16 protein-coding genes, 1 riboswitch and 1 other annotated feature are annotated in these 16,690 nt (G+C 37.2%); of the genes, 5 read left to right on the top strand and 11 right to left on the bottom strand.

What is annotated here, in order from left to right; genetic code table 11:
- Positions 1-7: 7 nt before the first annotated feature.
- A complete protein-coding gene (locus BN1206_RS09005) occupies positions 8-448 on the bottom strand; it encodes a CopY/TcrY family copper transport repressor (protein WP_052543280.1) in 441 nt (146 codons plus the stop codon).
- A gap of 162 nt (positions 449-610) precedes the next feature.
- Here BN1206_RS09005 and BN1206_RS09000 point away from each other — a divergent pair, with 162 nt between their 5' ends.
- A complete protein-coding gene (locus tag BN1206_RS09000) occupies positions 611-1,873 on the top strand; it encodes a CPBP family intramembrane glutamic endopeptidase (protein WP_052543279.1) in 1,263 nt (420 codons plus the stop codon).
- A 30-nt stretch (positions 1,874-1,903) separates the two neighbouring features.
- Here BN1206_RS09000 and BN1206_RS08995 read toward each other — a convergent pair whose 3' ends face one another.
- From BN1206_RS08995 to BN1206_RS08975, 5 genes are all read right to left on the bottom strand, one after another.
- Positions 1,904-3,532: a peptide ABC transporter substrate-binding protein gene (locus BN1206_RS08995; RefSeq protein WP_013438801.1), complete on the bottom strand. Its 1,629-nt coding sequence runs from the start codon at positions 3,530-3,532 to the stop codon at positions 1,904-1,906.
- A gap of 77 nt (positions 3,533-3,609) precedes the next feature.
- Positions 3,610-3,842: a binding site (T-box leader), on the bottom strand.
- Positions 3,843-3,898: 56 nt separating this feature from the next.
- Positions 3,899-4,153, bottom strand: a complete 255-nt coding sequence (locus BN1206_RS08990; protein ID WP_013438800.1) for a hypothetical protein — start codon at positions 4,151-4,153, stop codon at positions 3,899-3,901.
- 47 nt (positions 4,154-4,200) lie between these two features.
- Complete coding sequence (locus BN1206_RS08985) at positions 4,201-4,935, bottom strand: DUF4097 family beta strand repeat-containing protein (RefSeq protein WP_013438799.1); 735 nt, start codon at positions 4,933-4,935, stop codon at positions 4,201-4,203.
- Positions 4,936-5,029: 94 nt separating this feature from the next.
- Positions 5,030-6,340 (bottom strand): NCS2 family permease, encoded by a 1,311-nt coding sequence (locus BN1206_RS08980; protein WP_052543278.1) that lies wholly within the window; start codon positions 6,338-6,340, stop codon positions 5,030-5,032.
- A gap of 72 nt (positions 6,341-6,412) precedes the next feature.
- Positions 6,413-6,510: riboswitch (purine riboswitch) on the bottom strand.
- 131 nt (positions 6,511-6,641) lie between these two features.
- The gene (locus BN1206_RS08975; protein ID WP_014566261.1) at positions 6,642-7,949 is read right to left on the bottom strand and encodes an NCS2 family permease; all 1,308 of its coding nucleotides are present in this window, start codon (positions 7,947-7,949) and stop codon (positions 6,642-6,644) included.
- A 179-nt stretch (positions 7,950-8,128) separates the two neighbouring features.
- Here BN1206_RS08975 and BN1206_RS08970 point away from each other — a divergent pair, with 179 nt between their 5' ends.
- Positions 8,129-8,860, top strand: coding sequence for a MerR family transcriptional regulator (locus tag BN1206_RS08970; protein ID WP_013642591.1), 732 nt, complete (start codon positions 8,129-8,131; stop codon positions 8,858-8,860).
- Between the two features lie 207 nt (positions 8,861-9,067).
- On the opposite strand, the gene BN1206_RS08965 is transcribed toward BN1206_RS08970, so the two are convergent.
- Positions 9,068-10,375 carry an NCS2 family permease gene (locus tag BN1206_RS08965; protein WP_013438790.1) on the bottom strand — a complete coding sequence of 436 codons (1,308 nt, stop codon included), beginning with the start codon at positions 10,373-10,375 and terminating at the stop codon, positions 9,068-9,070.
- Positions 10,376-10,598: 223 nt separating this feature from the next.
- On the opposite strand from BN1206_RS08965, the gene BN1206_RS08960 reads away from it, so the two are divergent.
- Positions 10,599-11,399, top strand: coding sequence for a Cof-type HAD-IIB family hydrolase (locus BN1206_RS08960; protein ID WP_014566260.1), 801 nt, complete (start codon positions 10,599-10,601; stop codon positions 11,397-11,399).
- Between the two features lie 70 nt (positions 11,400-11,469).
- Here the strand turns inward: BN1206_RS08960 and BN1206_RS08955 are convergent, their stop codons facing one another.
- The 3 genes from BN1206_RS08955 to nagB form a co-directional block, all read right to left on the bottom strand.
- Entirely contained in the window at positions 11,470-12,156 is a 687-nt protein-coding gene (locus BN1206_RS08955) for a deoxynucleoside kinase (protein WP_013642589.1), read from the bottom strand.
- A gap of 24 nt (positions 12,157-12,180) precedes the next feature.
- A complete protein-coding gene (locus BN1206_RS08950) occupies positions 12,181-12,828 on the bottom strand; it encodes a deoxynucleoside kinase (protein WP_013642588.1) in 648 nt (215 codons plus the stop codon).
- Between the two features lie 296 nt (positions 12,829-13,124).
- The gene (gene nagB, locus BN1206_RS08945) at positions 13,125-13,844 is read right to left on the bottom strand and encodes a glucosamine-6-phosphate deaminase (protein ID WP_013642586.1); all 720 of its coding nucleotides are present in this window, start codon (positions 13,842-13,844) and stop codon (positions 13,125-13,127) included.
- A gap of 120 nt (positions 13,845-13,964) precedes the next feature.
- Between nagB and BN1206_RS08940 the strand changes: the two genes are divergently transcribed.
- Positions 13,965-14,792: an aldo/keto reductase gene (locus BN1206_RS08940; RefSeq protein WP_013642585.1), complete on the top strand. Its 828-nt coding sequence runs from the start codon at positions 13,965-13,967 to the stop codon at positions 14,790-14,792.
- 109 nt (positions 14,793-14,901) lie between these two features.
- On the opposite strand, the gene BN1206_RS08935 is transcribed toward BN1206_RS08940, so the two are convergent.
- Positions 14,902-15,942 (bottom strand): BMP family lipoprotein, encoded by a 1,041-nt coding sequence (locus tag BN1206_RS08935; RefSeq protein WP_013438784.1) that lies wholly within the window; start codon positions 15,940-15,942, stop codon positions 14,902-14,904.
- Positions 15,943-16,061: 119 nt separating this feature from the next.
- On the opposite strand from BN1206_RS08935, the gene BN1206_RS08930 reads away from it, so the two are divergent.
- Positions 16,062-16,667, top strand: coding sequence for an ECF transporter S component (locus BN1206_RS08930; protein ID WP_052543277.1), 606 nt, complete (start codon positions 16,062-16,064; stop codon positions 16,665-16,667).
- Positions 16,668-16,690 lie beyond the last annotated feature (23 nt).

Raw genomic sequence — 16,690 nt, 5'->3', positions numbered from 1 at the left:
TTTCCTCCTAGCAGACGTGCTCTTTATCTGGCAAACAGTTGCAAGGAACCATGTCAGGGGCACTTTTTTCTTTTACAGTAACTTCTTGTTTTATTTTTTCTAGGTCACTTTTTGAAATAGGGGAGTTAGCCAGTAGCTGCAAGAGCACTTCGCCTTTATGCATGTCGCACATGCGATTTAAAAGCTCTTCAGCGGCTTCTGTCATTACCTGCGTTTGATTGATCTTAGAAGAGTAAACAAAGTGTCTGCCTTCCTTAGAGGGCTCTAGCAGATTCTTTTTAACCAAACGACGAAGCAAAGTCTTGATTGTAGATTCAGACCAATTTTTTTTAGCCTGCAATTCTTGAATTACTTTAGTTGAATTAACCGGTTCAAGAGTCCATATAATACGCATGACTTCCCATTCACTATTGGAAATTGTGCTTTCTTTTTCTTGAAGAGTAACCATCTTTTCCTCCTTTCGTTTACATTTGTAACTATACTCTTAAAATTTACATTTGTAAACTTTAATGCAATAAAAAGACCGTTAATCTGTTACTTTAAAAAACGATTAACGGTCTTTTTTCCTCAAGTAGAATTATAATAATAAATTATAAATTGGAGGAAAAACATGAATGATATAATTTTGTCCCATAAACGATGGCAACAAATTTTTGATGTACAACTAATAATTGCCTTAATCATAACAGTTTTAGAATTAATCACCAAAAAACAGCGTAATTTCGGCAATATTTTTCAACTAGTGTTTTTAATATTAATCGTAGGCTTAAATTTCTATGTACAATTCAATCGCCATAATTCTAGCAAATTGAATTTTGAGATTACACGATGGTTAAATCTATTAGTATTTAGTAGTTATTTTACAATTATCTGGCTAGTAGTTGGGAACTACTTAATATTTAATTTTCGGCAATTCGAAATACTTTGGGTGCTATTGCTCTGGGCTGCCTATCTTGTTCTATTATTGCCTCTAGCAATCCTTTATGCTGGTGATCTTAGGAAATGGTTTCTCATGTTACTTGCTGTTTACTTTCTTGATCAGCAATACGGACCAGACGTTTCGTTAAGAATAAGTAGAAATTTGCGTTTTTTGCACTCAGTTACGGGTCAAGGCGTCATTGCCGCTCTTGCTTTACTGATTATTGCTTGTTTTTTAGGTAAGGCCTGGGGCTGTCACTTTAACCCAAATTTGAAATTTATTAAAAGTCGTAATTTTCAAATATCCACTTTTATTTTATTGCTTGCTTTTGCAACGCTTGATCTGTTTTATAACGCTTTTAGCGTAACTGATAAGCAAATTTGGACAGCCTTTTTTTATTTTTCGTCTGATATCCAAGCTAAATATTTTACCTTACCCAGTTTAACTTCTGCCATTGAACCAGGAATTTTGGAAGAAACTGAACGTTACCTAATGATTTTAATCTTCCTAACTGGCTTTAAATATGCCCGTAAATGGCGTCTTCCAATCACTGTGTATGCTTCAGGTATTTTATTTGGTCTGTCACATGCCGGTAACGTTGGCTGGAACGGTGAAACTTTTTCCGCCACTATTGCCCAAGTAATTGGTGTCATGGGCAGTGGCTTTCTTTGGGCTGTGCTTTATCTTTACACAGGAAAATTATGGTTGCCGATGCTCTATCATTTCTTAATGGATTATTTAGCTAACTTACAATCGGGTTGGAATTCAGCTGGATGGACCTTTAGTGGATATGCTAGTGATTACATTCAGGAAATATTAATGGTCGGCGTCCCGCTAGTTTTTACTATTTGGATGATGTATGGCAAGAGAAGAGCGGTCATAGAGGAAAACGTGGATCGTCTACTTAATTTAAAAGACTCAAAGTTCATAAATAAAAAAGTATCTAGGAATTAGGTATTTCCCAGACACTTATTTCGAATCTAATTAATTAAAATAAACATTTTTAAAGTCATAAGGTACGCCTGTTGGATTGAAGGATACACCTTTAACGTTGGTTTTAAGAAGTTGAGGATGAGCCACTTGGATTAATGGAATAGTACCTTGATCTTTCATTAAAATCTTTTCTGCCGCTACTAATTTGTCCCAGCGCTTCACAGGATCATTACCGTAAACATTTTCAGATTGATCAAGTAATTTATTGAATTGGTTGTTGTTCCAGCCGTTGTTGAGATAACTTGATCCTTTTTGGAAAACATCCAAGAAGTTAATTGGATCACCAAAAACAGCTTGCCAATTCTTGATTGTAATTTCGTAATTTCCAGCAGTTTGACGAGAAATTAATTGAGTAAATGGAATATTTTGAACTGAGATATTTACATTAGGTAAACGATCTAGTTGACTTTGTAAGAATTCAGCAGTTTGTTTTGAAGAATCATCGTCACTAGCTAACAATGTAACTTTAATAGACTTAATGCCAGTTTCCTTATAGCCCTCTTGCAATAAGGTTTTTGCCTTTTTAAGGTTATAGCTCACACCGCTTTTTACGTAAGCATCATTTTCAAATTGAGCACCAGTTTTTGGATTTGTGCCCATGCCTGATGGAACAAATCCTTTAGCTGGAATAGAACCGTCTTTCAAAATATTGTTAGCCAATTGCTGACGATTGATGGCATATGAGAATGCTTGTCTAATCTTAAGATCCTTGAATGCTTTAACTTTATTTTGATTTAATTCAAGACGACGAATAGCTGAAGAAAGTCTAGCGTGATAGCCAACCTTGTTTTTATTAGAAGCTACTTGTTGACCGGTTAAACCTGTTTCATCAGCTTTTCCAGCTTGGAAAAGATTATAGCTAGTGGTGGTTGATTCACTTACTTGTTCGTTAACTTTACTTAATTTAACGTCTTTAGCATCCCAATAATTTTTATTCTTTACTAAGCTCCACACTTTGTTGTTGCCGTTCCATTTAGTAAGAGTGAAAGGTCCAGAAGAAACAGTGTACTTTGCTTGTGTACCGTAAAGCTTACCGTATTTTTGCACTACTTTTTGATTTTGTGGGAAGAAAAGTGGCCAGGCAAGCAAGATTTTGAAGTAGCTGAGTGGACGAGTCAATTGAACTCTTAAATGGTATTTGGAAACTGCGGTAGCACCTAAGCTTGAAGGCTGCTTTTTTCCGCTATTAATGGCTTGAGCGTTCTTAATTTGGTAAAGATAGAATGCCATTTGTGATTTGGTAGCTGGATTGACAGTTCTTCTGTAAGAATAAACAAAATCTTTGGCTGTAATAGGATCACCGTTTGACCATTTAGCATTCTTTCGAAGGTAAAAATCATAGGTTTTCCCGTTATTAGAGGTCTTTGCCTTAGTGGCGAGTGATAATTGTGGCTTATTGTTTTTGTCTAACCGATAAAGCCCATCACCAGTATTTAATAAGGCTTGGAAACTGGTGGTATCAGTAGCTAAAGACGGATCTTGAGTGGATAGTTGCGTGGTTTCTGACCAATTTAAAACTTGTTTTTTCTTTTGAGAGGCAGATTGATTACCACAGGCTGCAAGAGTAATTGCAGAAAGGATAATTGTACTTGTTGCTAAAATTTTCTTAGAAATCTTCATTGCTAAACTCCTTTTCATGCATAGATAAAAAATTAAGCAATGAGAAAGAAAAAACGCCTTACTAGATCATATTGATCTAATAGGGCGTTTATCACGCGGTACCACCTATTTTCATGGAAGTTTCACCTCGGTTCATGTACGGCTAAAAAGCGATACACTACCGCGATAAAGGGCGGACCCTGGATCTGCTAAATATCGCAGATTCATGCTCGAAGGCCATTTTCAAAAATAAAACAGGCATTTCTTTTCACCAAATTAGAAACTCTCTGTGGGAAGTTTTATCTTTTACTTTCCTTGTCATTGCTTAATTTGTCTTTAATGTTGCTATCATAGTATATCCTAGGAAATGATTTGTCAACAAAAAAATTAACGAATTATAAGTTCAGTCACTAATAAAGCTACAATAATCCAAACAACATTAAGCAGATAGACTAAGATTTTAGTCCATATCTTTTGATAAAGTTGCCCTGTTTGAAAAAGAAAATATAGTGCTAGTGCAGCTAAGATAACTGCGATTGTAGTTCCTGAAGAATTATGAATATTGAGATAAAAGTAGATTCCAGCAATGGCTGAAAAAAGCAGAGTGCCGAGAATCCAAAGCGTTTTTTTAGTTAGTTTCATGATTAATTTCTCCTTGACATTTAGTATAGCGTATCAAGAAGAAAAAATTAGTTAACAGTCACGTCTCCATCATCACTATGAGCAAATAAGACATTAGAGCTGGAAATATTTTTGGTATATGAGCCACCGTCGTCATCATTGTCATGATCGGTTCCCTTAAAGGTTACATCCCCATCATCAGAGGATAAATAATAGCCATGGGCGTTACTTTGCTTCACCTTGATATCTCCATCTTCTGAGGTGATTTTAGCTCCATTTGTTGTAAATAATTTATCAACTTCAATATCTCCGTCTTCTGAGTCGATCTTGGCTTTATTCTTTGCATACAAGCTATCAATCGTGATGTCTCCATCCTCAGCAGAAAGCGCAATATTTTTGGCTTGAATATTACCGTAAAAATCAACATCGCCATCTTCTAGATGCATATCGATTTTTTGCAATTCCTTTGCTGGCAAGTAGATAGCGATCACATTATCTTTAGAAATGCGATAACGCCCACCTTTATTTTCTTGTTTGATTGTTAAAATACCGTTTTTTATTTGAACGCTAGGTTTAAAGCGTATCAAGCCGCGATAAATAACTTTGTGTGTTTTGCCAACATGCAATTCAGTATCAACAATATCTGTCGAAACTTTCATAGAATTAAACTTCTGCTCAGAAAGTGTTTGTTTAACTACGGGACCAGAGTTTTTGTCAGTGTAAGTATGGAATTTACAGCCTGCTAGAAAAAGACCTAGAGTAAGAAATAACCCAGGCAATAATATAATTTTTTTGTTTTTCATAAACAATTCCCCCTACAGATATTTTATCGTAGAGTGAGATGCAAAAGATACAAAAAAATCCGCTCCATACGAGGAACGAATTTTGCTTATTTTTCTATAAATTAGTAACCAGGAAGAAGATGACGAATACCACAAACAGGATGTACATCATCGGAGTAACTTCCTTGGCACGCTTAGAAGCGATCATAGTGATAGGGTAAGCGATCAATCCTAAAGCCAAACCATCTGAAATACTGTAAGTTAATGGCATCCCTACAACTGTCAAAAATGCTGGGAAAGCAATTTCGAACTTGTCCCAATCAATCTTTCTCAAGTTGCTTGCCATCAAAACACCAACGATAATCAAGGCTGGAGCCGTTACAGTAGTTGGGATAACGGCAAGAAGTGGACTGAAGATCATACTGATGATAAAGAAGATACCAACAAAGATCGCGGTTAAACCAGTTCTACCGCCCATTGCGATACCGGCACTTGATTCTACTGAAGTACCAAGTGGAGCAGTACCAAAGACAGCACCTTCAACCATAGCAGTTGAGTCAGCTAAAAAGGCACGACCGATCCGTGGAATCTTACCATCTTTATCAACCATGCCGGCTTGTTCAGTCATACCGATCAAAGTACCAGCAGTATCAAAGAAAGTAACAAGTAAGAAGGTCAAAACAACCATCCAAAGTTGTGCGGTATTAATATCCTTTAAGTGGAAAACGGCTTGACCAAAGGTTGGTGCAATGCTTGGCGCACCTGAAACGATGCCGTGAGGCAATGGAATTTGACCAATGATCATACCGAAGATAGCAGTAACGATCATCCCGATGAAAATTGAACCAGGTACGTTCAAACACATCAAGATAACAGTTAAAATTAAACCGAACAAAGTAATCCAAACGGCAGGATTACTAAACTTGCCCAAGGTAACTAAAGTTGAATCGCTGTTAACGATTAATTGACCATTTTTTAACCCAATAAAGGCAATGAATAAACCAATACCAGCCGAAATTGCATACTTCATATCTTGTGGAATTGCATTAACCACCATTTCACGCAATTTGAAAACAGTGATTAAAATGAACAAGATTGATGCAACAAGCACAGCAGCTAAGGCTGTTTCCCAGGAAATATGCATCCCAACACATACGTTGTATGCGAAAAAGGCACCACTACCCAAGGTTGGAGCAAGCGCAATAGGATAGTTTGCGATGAATCCCATCAAGAAACAACCAATGGCAGTTGCTACTGCGGTAACCGTAAAGGCTGCACCTTTTGGAATACCAGCTGCGTGCAAAATGTTAGGGTTAACAAATAGTATGTAGGAGAGACTGACAAACGTAGTTAATGCAGCGATTAACTCGCGTTTAACAGTGGTATGAGCATCCTGTAAATGAAAGACTTTATCTAATGTCTGCATTTTTCCTCCAAAACAAATGAAAAAAGGACACAGTTACGCACCAACTATGGGTAAAAGATGTCCTTTTTTCATTTATGACGTCTAAATACCTATAGTCCTGAATTTATGGTTCAGGGTAGACACTGTCGACCTTATCTCGACGATATATAGATATATTGATTGTTAAGTATTCTAGCAGAAATCTAGTAGATAAGCAAATTGGGGTTGGGAGGAGATGTCTTATAGTTATTTCCTGAGAAATAAAAAACAAGTAGCTGTTAACTACTTGTTTTTGAAAGAGGTATTTTACTAGTGAAATTAGCTAGACATTTAAAACGATGTAATAGATAACGAATACTACAAATAGAATCCACATCATTGGCGTAATCTCTTTGAAACGCTTTGCTGCGATCATTGAGATTGGGTAAACGATAATTCCCCAACCTAAACCGTCTGAGATAGAGTATGTAAGAGGCATTCCGATGGCAATAAGGAAACATGGAATGGCGATTTCGAGGTTGGTCCAATGTACGTTAGCCAAGTTTTCGGCCATCAGTACACCAACAATGATTAAGGCAGGAGCAGTTACTTGAGTAGTAAAGACACTTAAGATTGGACTAAAGATTGTAGAAATGAGGAAGAAGATACCTACCCAAACTGCGGTTAAACCGGTTCTACCACCAACGGCAATACCAGAACTTGATTCAACAAATGCACCAACTGGTGAAGTACCAAGAACTGAACCAACAAGCATACCAGATGAGTCGGCAGCTAAAGCTTCACCGGCACGTGGCATCTTGTTGTCTTTCATCAAACCAGCTTGTTGAACCAAACCGATCAAGGTACCAGTGGTATCGAAGAAGGTAACAAGTAAGAAGGTGAAGACAACTACCCACATTTGAACGGTGTTGATGTCACCGATATGGAAGATTGCTTGACCAAACGTTGGAGCGATGCTTGGAACAGATGAGATAATACTCTTAGGCATTGGAATTTGACCAATAACGACACCGAAGACAGCAGATATAATCATACCGATGAAGATGGCACCCGGTACACGGGCAATCATCAAGAAGATAGTAATGAATAAACCGAAAATAGTGATCCAAACAGTTGGATTGTTAAGGCTACCGATAGTAACCAAAGTTGAGTCACTGTTTTGAATTAACTTACCACCTTGAAGACCGATGAAGGCGATGAATAAACCGATACCGGCAGAAATAGCATATTTAATGTCTGCAGGTATCGCATCAATGATCATCTCACGAACTTTAAAGACAGTTAGTAAAATGAAAAGAATTGATGCAACAAAAACGGCAGCTAAAGCTGTTTGCCATTTAACGTGCATGCCAAGACAAACTGTGTAAGTGAAGAATGCGTTCAAACCTAACGTTGGAGCTGAAGCGATTGGATAGTTGGCAACAAGTCCCATTACGATACAGGTAAATGCAGCAGATAATGCGGTAACGGTGAACAAAGCACCTTTATCCATACCACTAGCGCCCAAAACATTGGGGTTGACGAACAGAATGTAAGACATACTTACAAAAGTAGTTAGGCCGGCTAAAAGCTCGGTCTTAAAGGAGGTATTGTTCTCCTTTAAATGAAAGAAATTACTGATTGCGTTCATTTAGTCCTCCAAAATTTGTATAAAGTGAACATTCAATTAAGATTATACATCTAATGTTAATAATTTCAATAAAAAAGAGTGAAATATTTGCTTTTTGAAGTTTTTTCGGGAATATTTAGCTTATTCTTGACTTTAACGCAGCGTAAACCCGTATATTTAAGTTGTGAGGTGAGAAAGTAATGTCAGAAGAATACACAATCGGAGATCTAGCAAAACAGTTGAATATAACCACCAGGACAATTCGCTATTATGATCAAAAAGGCCTGGTTAAACCAAGCAGAGTGAGTGAAAGTGGCTATCGTTTATATTCAAATGAGCAGATAAAACAATTAAAACTGATTATCTTTTTAAAAGAACTAGGCTTTTCACTCAAGGATATTCAAAAGATACTGGAGGATCCAAATAGTGAAAAAACGATTGGTCTTTTACTTAAAGATCAAATGGAAAGAAATAGCCAGGAAGTACAAAAACTAGAAAAGCAAAATAAGAAAATAGTGCAATTGCAGAAGGCATTAAATAAACCTAAAGGTATTGCTGAAGTTACTGACATTACGAAGATTATGAATAATGAAACTAGGTATAAAGAATTAACACGTTCAATGTGGAAGCTGTCAGCAGTGGAAATTGCTGTTGAGCTGATTGGTATGACATTTATCGCGTACTGTATCATCAATAAGATGAACACTACGGCTTATATTTCGGTAGCTGTTTTAGTAGTAATCTTGGTTGCAATGTCTGTTGTGCTACTTAAAAATTATTATCAAAAGGTGGCATATATTTGTCCAAATTGTGATTACAAGTTTGTTCCTGAACTTAAGAAGTTTATGTTTGCGGCACATACGCCGCATACTAGAAGATTACGTTGCCCAAACTGTCATAAAAAATCATATTGTTTGGAAACTGTACGCTAGTATTTCCAGGGAAATACACATTTTTAAGAAGCTGTTATCGAGTATATTCGATAAAAGGCTCCTTTTTTGCAATCCTATCGATTATACTCGATAAGATTAATAATTTTAGTGTTTTCATCGATTATAATCGATATAAATAGGAAAAAGTGTAAGCAAAAAGGACTAAGCTCAAATTCAAACTTAGTCCTTTCTTTATATCTATTTTATTTAAAAGTTCAGTACCCACAGGAAGATGATGAATACGAAGAATAGTACCCACATCATCGGGCTGATTTCCTTACCACGTTTAGCTGCAAGCATGCAGATTGGGTAAGTGATCATACCCCATGACAAACCATCAGAAATTGAGTAAGTAAGTGGCATACCCAAAATGATGAGGAATGCAGGAACCGCAATTTCTAACTTGTTCCAGTGGATGTGAGCAGTGTTTTGGGCCATCAATACACCAACGATAATCAAGGCTGGTGCAGTAACTTGACTAGTGAACACACCCAAAAGTGGACTGAAGATCATTGAGATCAAGAAGAAGATAGCAACGAAAACTGCAGTCAAACCAGTTCTACCACCAACGGCGATACCGGCACTTGATTCAACGAACGCACCAACTGGTGAAGTACCCAAAATTGAACCAACGGCCATCGCACTTGAGTCGGCAGCCAAAGCCTTACCAACACGTGGCATCTTGTTGTTCTTCATGAAACCGGCTTGTTGAGCAAGACCAATCAAAGTACCGGCAGTATCGAAGAAAGTAACAAGCAAGAAAGTTAATACGACAACCCACATTTGAACGGAGTTAATGTCCTTAATGTGGAAGATAGCTTGACCAAAAGTTGGAGCTAAACTTGGAGCAGTTGAGATCACCTTATGTGGCAATGCGATTTGACCGGTACAAATACCGAAGATAGCGGCTAAAACCATCCCGATGAAAATCGCACCAGGAACGTTCAAGATCATCAAGATAACGGTCACAAGCAAACCAAAAATGGTGATCCAAACAAGGGGATCATGAAGTGAGCCTAAGCCAACCAGAGTTGATTTATTTGCGACGATTAACTTACCGTTTTGTAAGCCTAAGAAGGCGATGAATAAACCAATACCTGATGAAATAGCAAACTTCAGGTCAGCTGGAATTGAATCAATAATCTTTTCACGCAATTTAAATAAAGTGATCAAAATGAAGATAATTGATGCAACGAAGACACTGGCTAAAGCAGTTTGCCATGAAACGTGCATCCCCACACAAACGGTGTAAGCAAAGAATGCGTTAATACCAAGGGCTGGTGCTTCACCAATTGGGTAGTTTGCAACAATACCCATGATGGCACTACCAAGCGCACTGGCCAAAGCAGTAGCAGTAAACACAGCACCTGTGTTCATACCACTAGCACCCAAAACGCTAGGGTTAACAAACAAAATGTATGACATACTAATGAAAGTAGTCAAACCAGCAATAAATTCGACTTTAATACTGGTGTTGTATTTATCTAATTGAAAATATTTCCTAATAAAATTCATAAATCTCTCTCCAAAGAATTGTTCGTGTTTTTACTTCGTAAAAGCAACCCTTATACTTTAGCATTGATATTTAGATTTGTAAACACGAATTATTGGCAAGAAAATATGCTAATTTATTATAATTTACTGTACAAAAATAGCTTTAAAACACTAAATTACTTTCATTCTCCGTTTTTTAGCATTATTCTTAATTACATAGATCAAACAGATTAAGGGTGAAAGAATGTCCGCAAAACTTATTTTTTCAGATATTGATGGCACGCTAATTAACAATGAATTAAAGGTAACGCCTAAAACGCGTGACGCAATCAGACATCAAATTATCAATGGTAATATTTTTATACCAGCTTCAGCTCGTCTTCCTAAAGGCATTATGACGGCAGTAGGACAGATTCTTAAGGTCTTTCCGATGATTGCCTATAATGGTGCCTTAGCGCTAGATGAGACCGGTAGAGCGCTAATTACGCGCTTTTTTGAAGCAAAGGAAGCTGCAGAAATTTGTCGTTATGTTGAAGAGCAAAATAACGGTGCTGCTTGGAATATTTATAGCGGCTATGTGTGGTATAGTGCAGAAAAAGAAAGCGACTGGGTCAAAAAAGAAGAAAGCATTGTTGATGTGAAATCTACTAAAACCAGCATTGAACAAATCGCAAAACTGCAAGGTGTACACAAGGGCTTAATCATGGGTGAGCCTAAAGAAATTGACCGCATGCAAAAGGAACTTTCAAAGAAATATATTGACCTTGATTTTGTAAAGTCTTCACCAACGCTACTTGAAATCGTCTTAAAGGGCGTAAGCAAGAGAAGCGCAGTTGAAATCGTAGCTCAAGAATATGGTGTAGATCTAAAAGACTGCCTCGCTTTTGGCGACAACTATAACGATGAAGAAATGTTAAGAGCAGTGGGGCATCCCTTCTTAATGGGCAATGCACCAGAAGACTTGAAAAAGCAATTTAAGCCAGAAAATATCACTTTAGATAATAATCATGATGGTATTGCCAAAGCTTTAGAGAGCATCGAATAAAGAAAATTTATGCATACGAAAAGAGCTAGGACGTTAAATCCTAGCTCTTTTTCAATTATTACCTGGGAAATTAAGCTTCGATTTGGATATCAGTTGATTTGTCCCAGTCCATTGGTAACTTACCAACTTCCTTCAATTTATCAACGATTTGATCAAGCACGATTTCACGATCTTCTTCAGAAGACATGAAGTCATATTTGTCACCATCAATTTCCATCTTTGGTGAGTAATCGTACTTGTCATACCATGGCTTGTAGTAGCGAAGCAATCTCTTGTAGTAGTCTTCAAGAGTTGAATCGTGGCTCAATTGTTCGTATGGACGGCCACGTTTTTGAATACGTTTAATCATTGTGTCGTAAGAAACGTTGATGTGAACAAGCAAGTCAGGGTTCTTCTTAGGCATTCTGTCTAATTCACCCATCATATTGTGTAAAAGTTCATAGTAAGTGTCGACTTCCTCAGGAGTGGCACGACCAATGTCAGCGTTCATTTGGAAGAAGAGCGCATCTTCATAGATAGAGCGGTCCAACACGTTATTATCTTGAGTCAATGCGTCTTTAATGCTGTGAAAACGTGTATTTAAGAAGTATACCTGCAATAAGAAAGCATATTTCTTAGGATCAGCATAAAAAAGTGGCAGAACTGGATTGTCGTCAACACTTTCATAAAATGGCTTAGTGCCTAAATATTTAGATAAAATACCTGTTAAACTGGATTTTCCGGCTCCAATTGGCCCACTTAAAACAATAACTGTCATCACGTTCCTTCTTTTTATTTAGTTTTATAAGTTACCTATTTCGTGCAACTTCTCGTCAATTTCTTTCAATACTTCCCTTTGAGCATCAATGCTAGAAACAAAATCGAGTTTATCACCATTGATAGCCATCTTAGGTGAAGCATCATATTGTTCATACCATGGTTCATAATATCTAAGTAATCTAGCATAGTAGTCCTTCAAACCTGGATCTGTACTAATTTGTTCAAAGGAACGACCACGTTTTTTAATGCGCTTAAGCATGGTATCAAGTGAAACATGGATATAGATAAGCAAATCGGGCTTCTTGCTTGGATTGCCTGGCGTATCTTCCATCATATTTTCAAGCAAATCGTCATAGATCTTAAATTCTGTAGGATCTGCGACCTTGTTATCGGCGTTCATCTTGAAGAAAAGTGCATCTTCATAGATAGAACGATCGGATACGCTGTTCTTATCTTGAATAGCTTGATTGATTTGAGCTAAACGGTGGTTAAGCAAATAAGTGTTAAGCAAAAAGGTGTAACGCTTCATATTTTTATAGTAGAGGGGTAAAACAGGATTGCTGTCAACGCCTTCGTAAAATGCTTGCGTACCTAAATGTTCTGCTAAAATACTGGTTAAACTGGATTTTCCGGCCCCAATTGGCCCGCTTAAAACAATAACTTGAATCACATTCTTTCTTAAATACCAGATATTGGACAATTAATAAGTTTAATACAAGATATTGTGGCACACAAGCTCTTTTTTAATTCTGTTTCACGCGAAAAAGTCAAGGGTAGAAATGAAAAATCGGATAGGAATGAAACATAATTCAATTAGAACAGAAAAATTGTAAAAAATGAAGTTATCTAAAAATAAAGCAGATAATTCTAGTACTCAAAAATCCCGGATTTAAAATTAACAAAAATAGCTAGGTCTTCTACGATTGTAGAAAGCCTAGCCTTTTATTTTTAGAGATAAATTGTCATTTAGTTCTTGTATTTGTCGTCTAGCTCTTGAGCTGCAGCCTTATCAACAATAACAGTTACATCAGGGTGCTTTTGTAAAATTGATGCAGGAACGTCTTCAGTAATAGGGCCTTCAATCATTTCTTTGATTGCTTGAGCTTTCTTTTCACCAAATGCCATCAAAACGATCTTCTTAGATTGCATGATGTTAGCAGTACCCATGCAGATAGCGCTCTTTGGAACTTCATCTTCGTTGTCGAAGAAACGAGCGTTAGCTTCAATAGTGTTTTCAGTTAATTTAACTTCGTGAGTACCGATGTCAAATGGAGTACCTGGTTCGTTGAAGGCGATGTGGCCGTTACGACCGATACCTAATAATTGGATGTCGATAGGATTGTCCTTAATAATTTGGTCGTATTCTTTGCAGAATGCTGGAATATCTTTTGCCATACCATCTGGAACGTAAGTCTTCTTGAATGGCTTCTTGTCGAATAAGTGCTTTTGCATGAAGTAGTGGTAACTTTGAGGATTGTCTGGTGTTAAGCCAACATATTCATCAAGGTTGATACTAGTAAGATCTTCACAATTAAGGTCGCTCTTTACCCAGTTTTGGTAAAGTGTTTCAGGGGTAGAACCGGTTGCTAAACCTAATACCTTAGCACCGTTCTTAATACCTTTTTCAAAAATTTCGAATGCTTTTGCTCCGCCTTGAATTTTGTTTTCTGTAACAATAACTTTCATAATAAATCCTCCTCATTTACTGGTCTAGTCCATTGTAAAATGGAATAGACCATTTTGTCAATTAAATAAAAAGAAATATTCTTAACTATGTTAGAATTTGAGTAAAGGAAGTGAATAAGGATGGATTTTGAAAAATTAACGGGATTAGGTATAGGTACATGGAATATTGGTGAAGAACCCAGAAAAAAAGATGAAGAAATAGCCGCAATCCGTTATGGACTGGATCATGGGATAAACATTATTGATACAGCCGAGATGTACGGTGAAGGTAAAAGCGAGAAGTTGGTAGGTGAAGCCATTAAAGGCTATGATAGAAGCAAATTATTTTTGATTTCAAAATTCTATCCCTATCATGCAACGCCAGAATTAGAACGGCAGAGTTTGGAAGCTAGTTTGGAAAGACTAGGCACAGATTATTTGGATCTCTATTTACTTCACTGGCGTGGCAATCATCGCTTATCTGATACAATTCGTGGCCTTGAAGCTTTGCAAAAAGAAGGTTTGATTCGTCATTGGGGTGTTTCAAACTTCGATACTAGCGATATGAAGGAACTTTTCACGGTACCTGGTGGAGATAAATGTTTTGCCAATGAAGACCTGTACAATTTAAATGAGCGAGGAACCGAGTATGACTTACAAGATTGGCAAAAAAAGCATGGTGTAAGTTTTATCGGCTACTCACCGTTTAATTCGGGTGCTGGCGATACGATTCGCATTACACGTAATTTGAAAATTGTTGCGCGTGATCATGGCGTTACGCCACATCAGATTATGCTTGCTTGGACAATGCGCAATGGCAATGTTTTAGCTATTCCTAAGGCTGCCAAGATCAAGCATATGAAGGAAAATATTGCTGCTCAAAATATCAAATTAACTGAAGACGAAATGCGTTTGATTAACAGCGATTTCCCTGCTCCAACTGAAAAAGAACCACTATCAGTCATTTGATTACAAGATATAGTATTTGAAAGTGCACTATTCACTATATCTTGTGGATAACTTTGTGCATATGTGTAAAAAAATCTGTTTCATGTGAAACAGATTTTTTCTTTTACTTTTATATTTTAATCTTGCCAGCTAAAATTTTGCTTCGAGCTATTTGCACATCTTTCCAGATATTCGGAGCTATTTGTCCTGGCAGAATTGAGACAGCATTGTTTTTTAAACCATAGGTAATCATTTTTCCACCAGGAAATTTATCCTGATAACTGCGGCTGGCGATATCCTTAGTCGCAACGTTAACACCGGTGATTACAGACGTTAAAACAAAGTTGGCTTCTTGACCGCCTTTGGCATAATATTTGCCTAAATCAGATTGATCGGCATCAACGCCAATTACCCAAACGCGATCTTGGGCAGGGCGAGCTTGATTGATAAATCTCGCTGTTTGGAATAGGCCGCCTCCAGCATTGCCTGCTGCATGGAAGATCACATCTACGTTTTTATCATACATGTTTGTAGCGATACTTTGCGCCCTTACAGTGTCAGTAAAATTGCCCACATTTTGATCGTAGATGGTAACATTTTTGTGCAATTTTTTAGCTTGGTCTGCTACACCTTGAGTAAAACCACGCTTAAATGAAGCAATCACGCTATTGTTAGCACCACCAATGAAACCGACTTTACCCGTTTTGGTTTGGCTTGCAGTCGCAACGCCAGCTAGATATGCACCTTCATCTTTTCTAAAGCGGACAGATGCCACGTTTTTATAGCCTTTAATGGTATCATCCATGATAACGAAATTCTTTTTAGGATTACTTTTGGCAGCGGAGATAATGGCACTTTTAGATTCGTTACCGATACCAAAGATAGTCTGGTATTTTTGCCGGATCGCCTTATTAATACCTTTTTTCAAATCAGCCTGATTTTTAACTTGAAAGTATTGGTAGCCATCTGTGCCTCTATCTAATTTGTATTCGCTGCCATAATCCTTCAGTCCTTTCCAAGCGGCCTGATTAAAAGATTGGTCATCGATTTTACCATCTGTAACTAAAGCGACAGATTTTGAAGCATTGTCATCCGTATTGTTTGAAGTAGAGCACGCAGAGAGGGTGCCCATTGCTAATAGAACTACTAAAAATAATTTTTTGAAACGCATATAAATTCCTTTTCTTAATCTGTACTTATTGTACAAGAACCAAGGTATTTTTACTGAAAAAATTATTCATCTATGATTTAATTTAATGTTGTCGAAACAAAATGAATTGGAGAAATTGAATGAGACGAGAAGAAACGAAGAGAATGGCAATTACTGCCGTATTTGTTGCGCTATTGATTATTCAAACCTTTGTGCCTAATATTGGCTACATTAGAGTTATTCCAGCTCTTCCTGCCATCACTACTATTCCATTAACAATCGCAGTTTATGGCACATTAATGGGACCGAAGGCTGGTTTTATCTTTGGTCTCTTCTGGGGAATTACCAGATTGATTATAGCGTACACTCAACCAGGGGATATGGTTAGTTTAATGCTATTTCAAAATCCGGTAATTTCGCTTGTGCCAAGTATTTTAGCTGGCTATTTTCCGGGACTTATTGGCAAATACTTTGATCAATCAAGATATGATAAAGTAAGCTATATCGTGAGTGGTGCCGCCACTTCTTTGACTAATACGGTTATGGTGATCGTGTTAACTAGTCTATTTTTTATGCATGATCCAGCAAGTTTGGTGCAACATTTGGGCAATTATAATTCAAGTTCACCACTGATCTTGATTTTGATTTCGGCCCTTGGCTTAAACGGATTGCTTGAGGCGGTTTTTACAGCAATCGTTACACCAATTATCGTAACGCCACTTAAAATAGTGTTGAAAAAGCATTAATTTATCCATGAAAAAACGCATCA

This window comes from Lactobacillus sp. OTU4228, assembly GCF_001006945.1.
Taxonomy (GTDB): Bacteria; Bacillota; Bacilli; order Lactobacillales; family Lactobacillaceae; genus Lactobacillus; species Lactobacillus amylovorus.
This window is presented reverse-complemented; position numbering and strand designations above follow the sequence as displayed.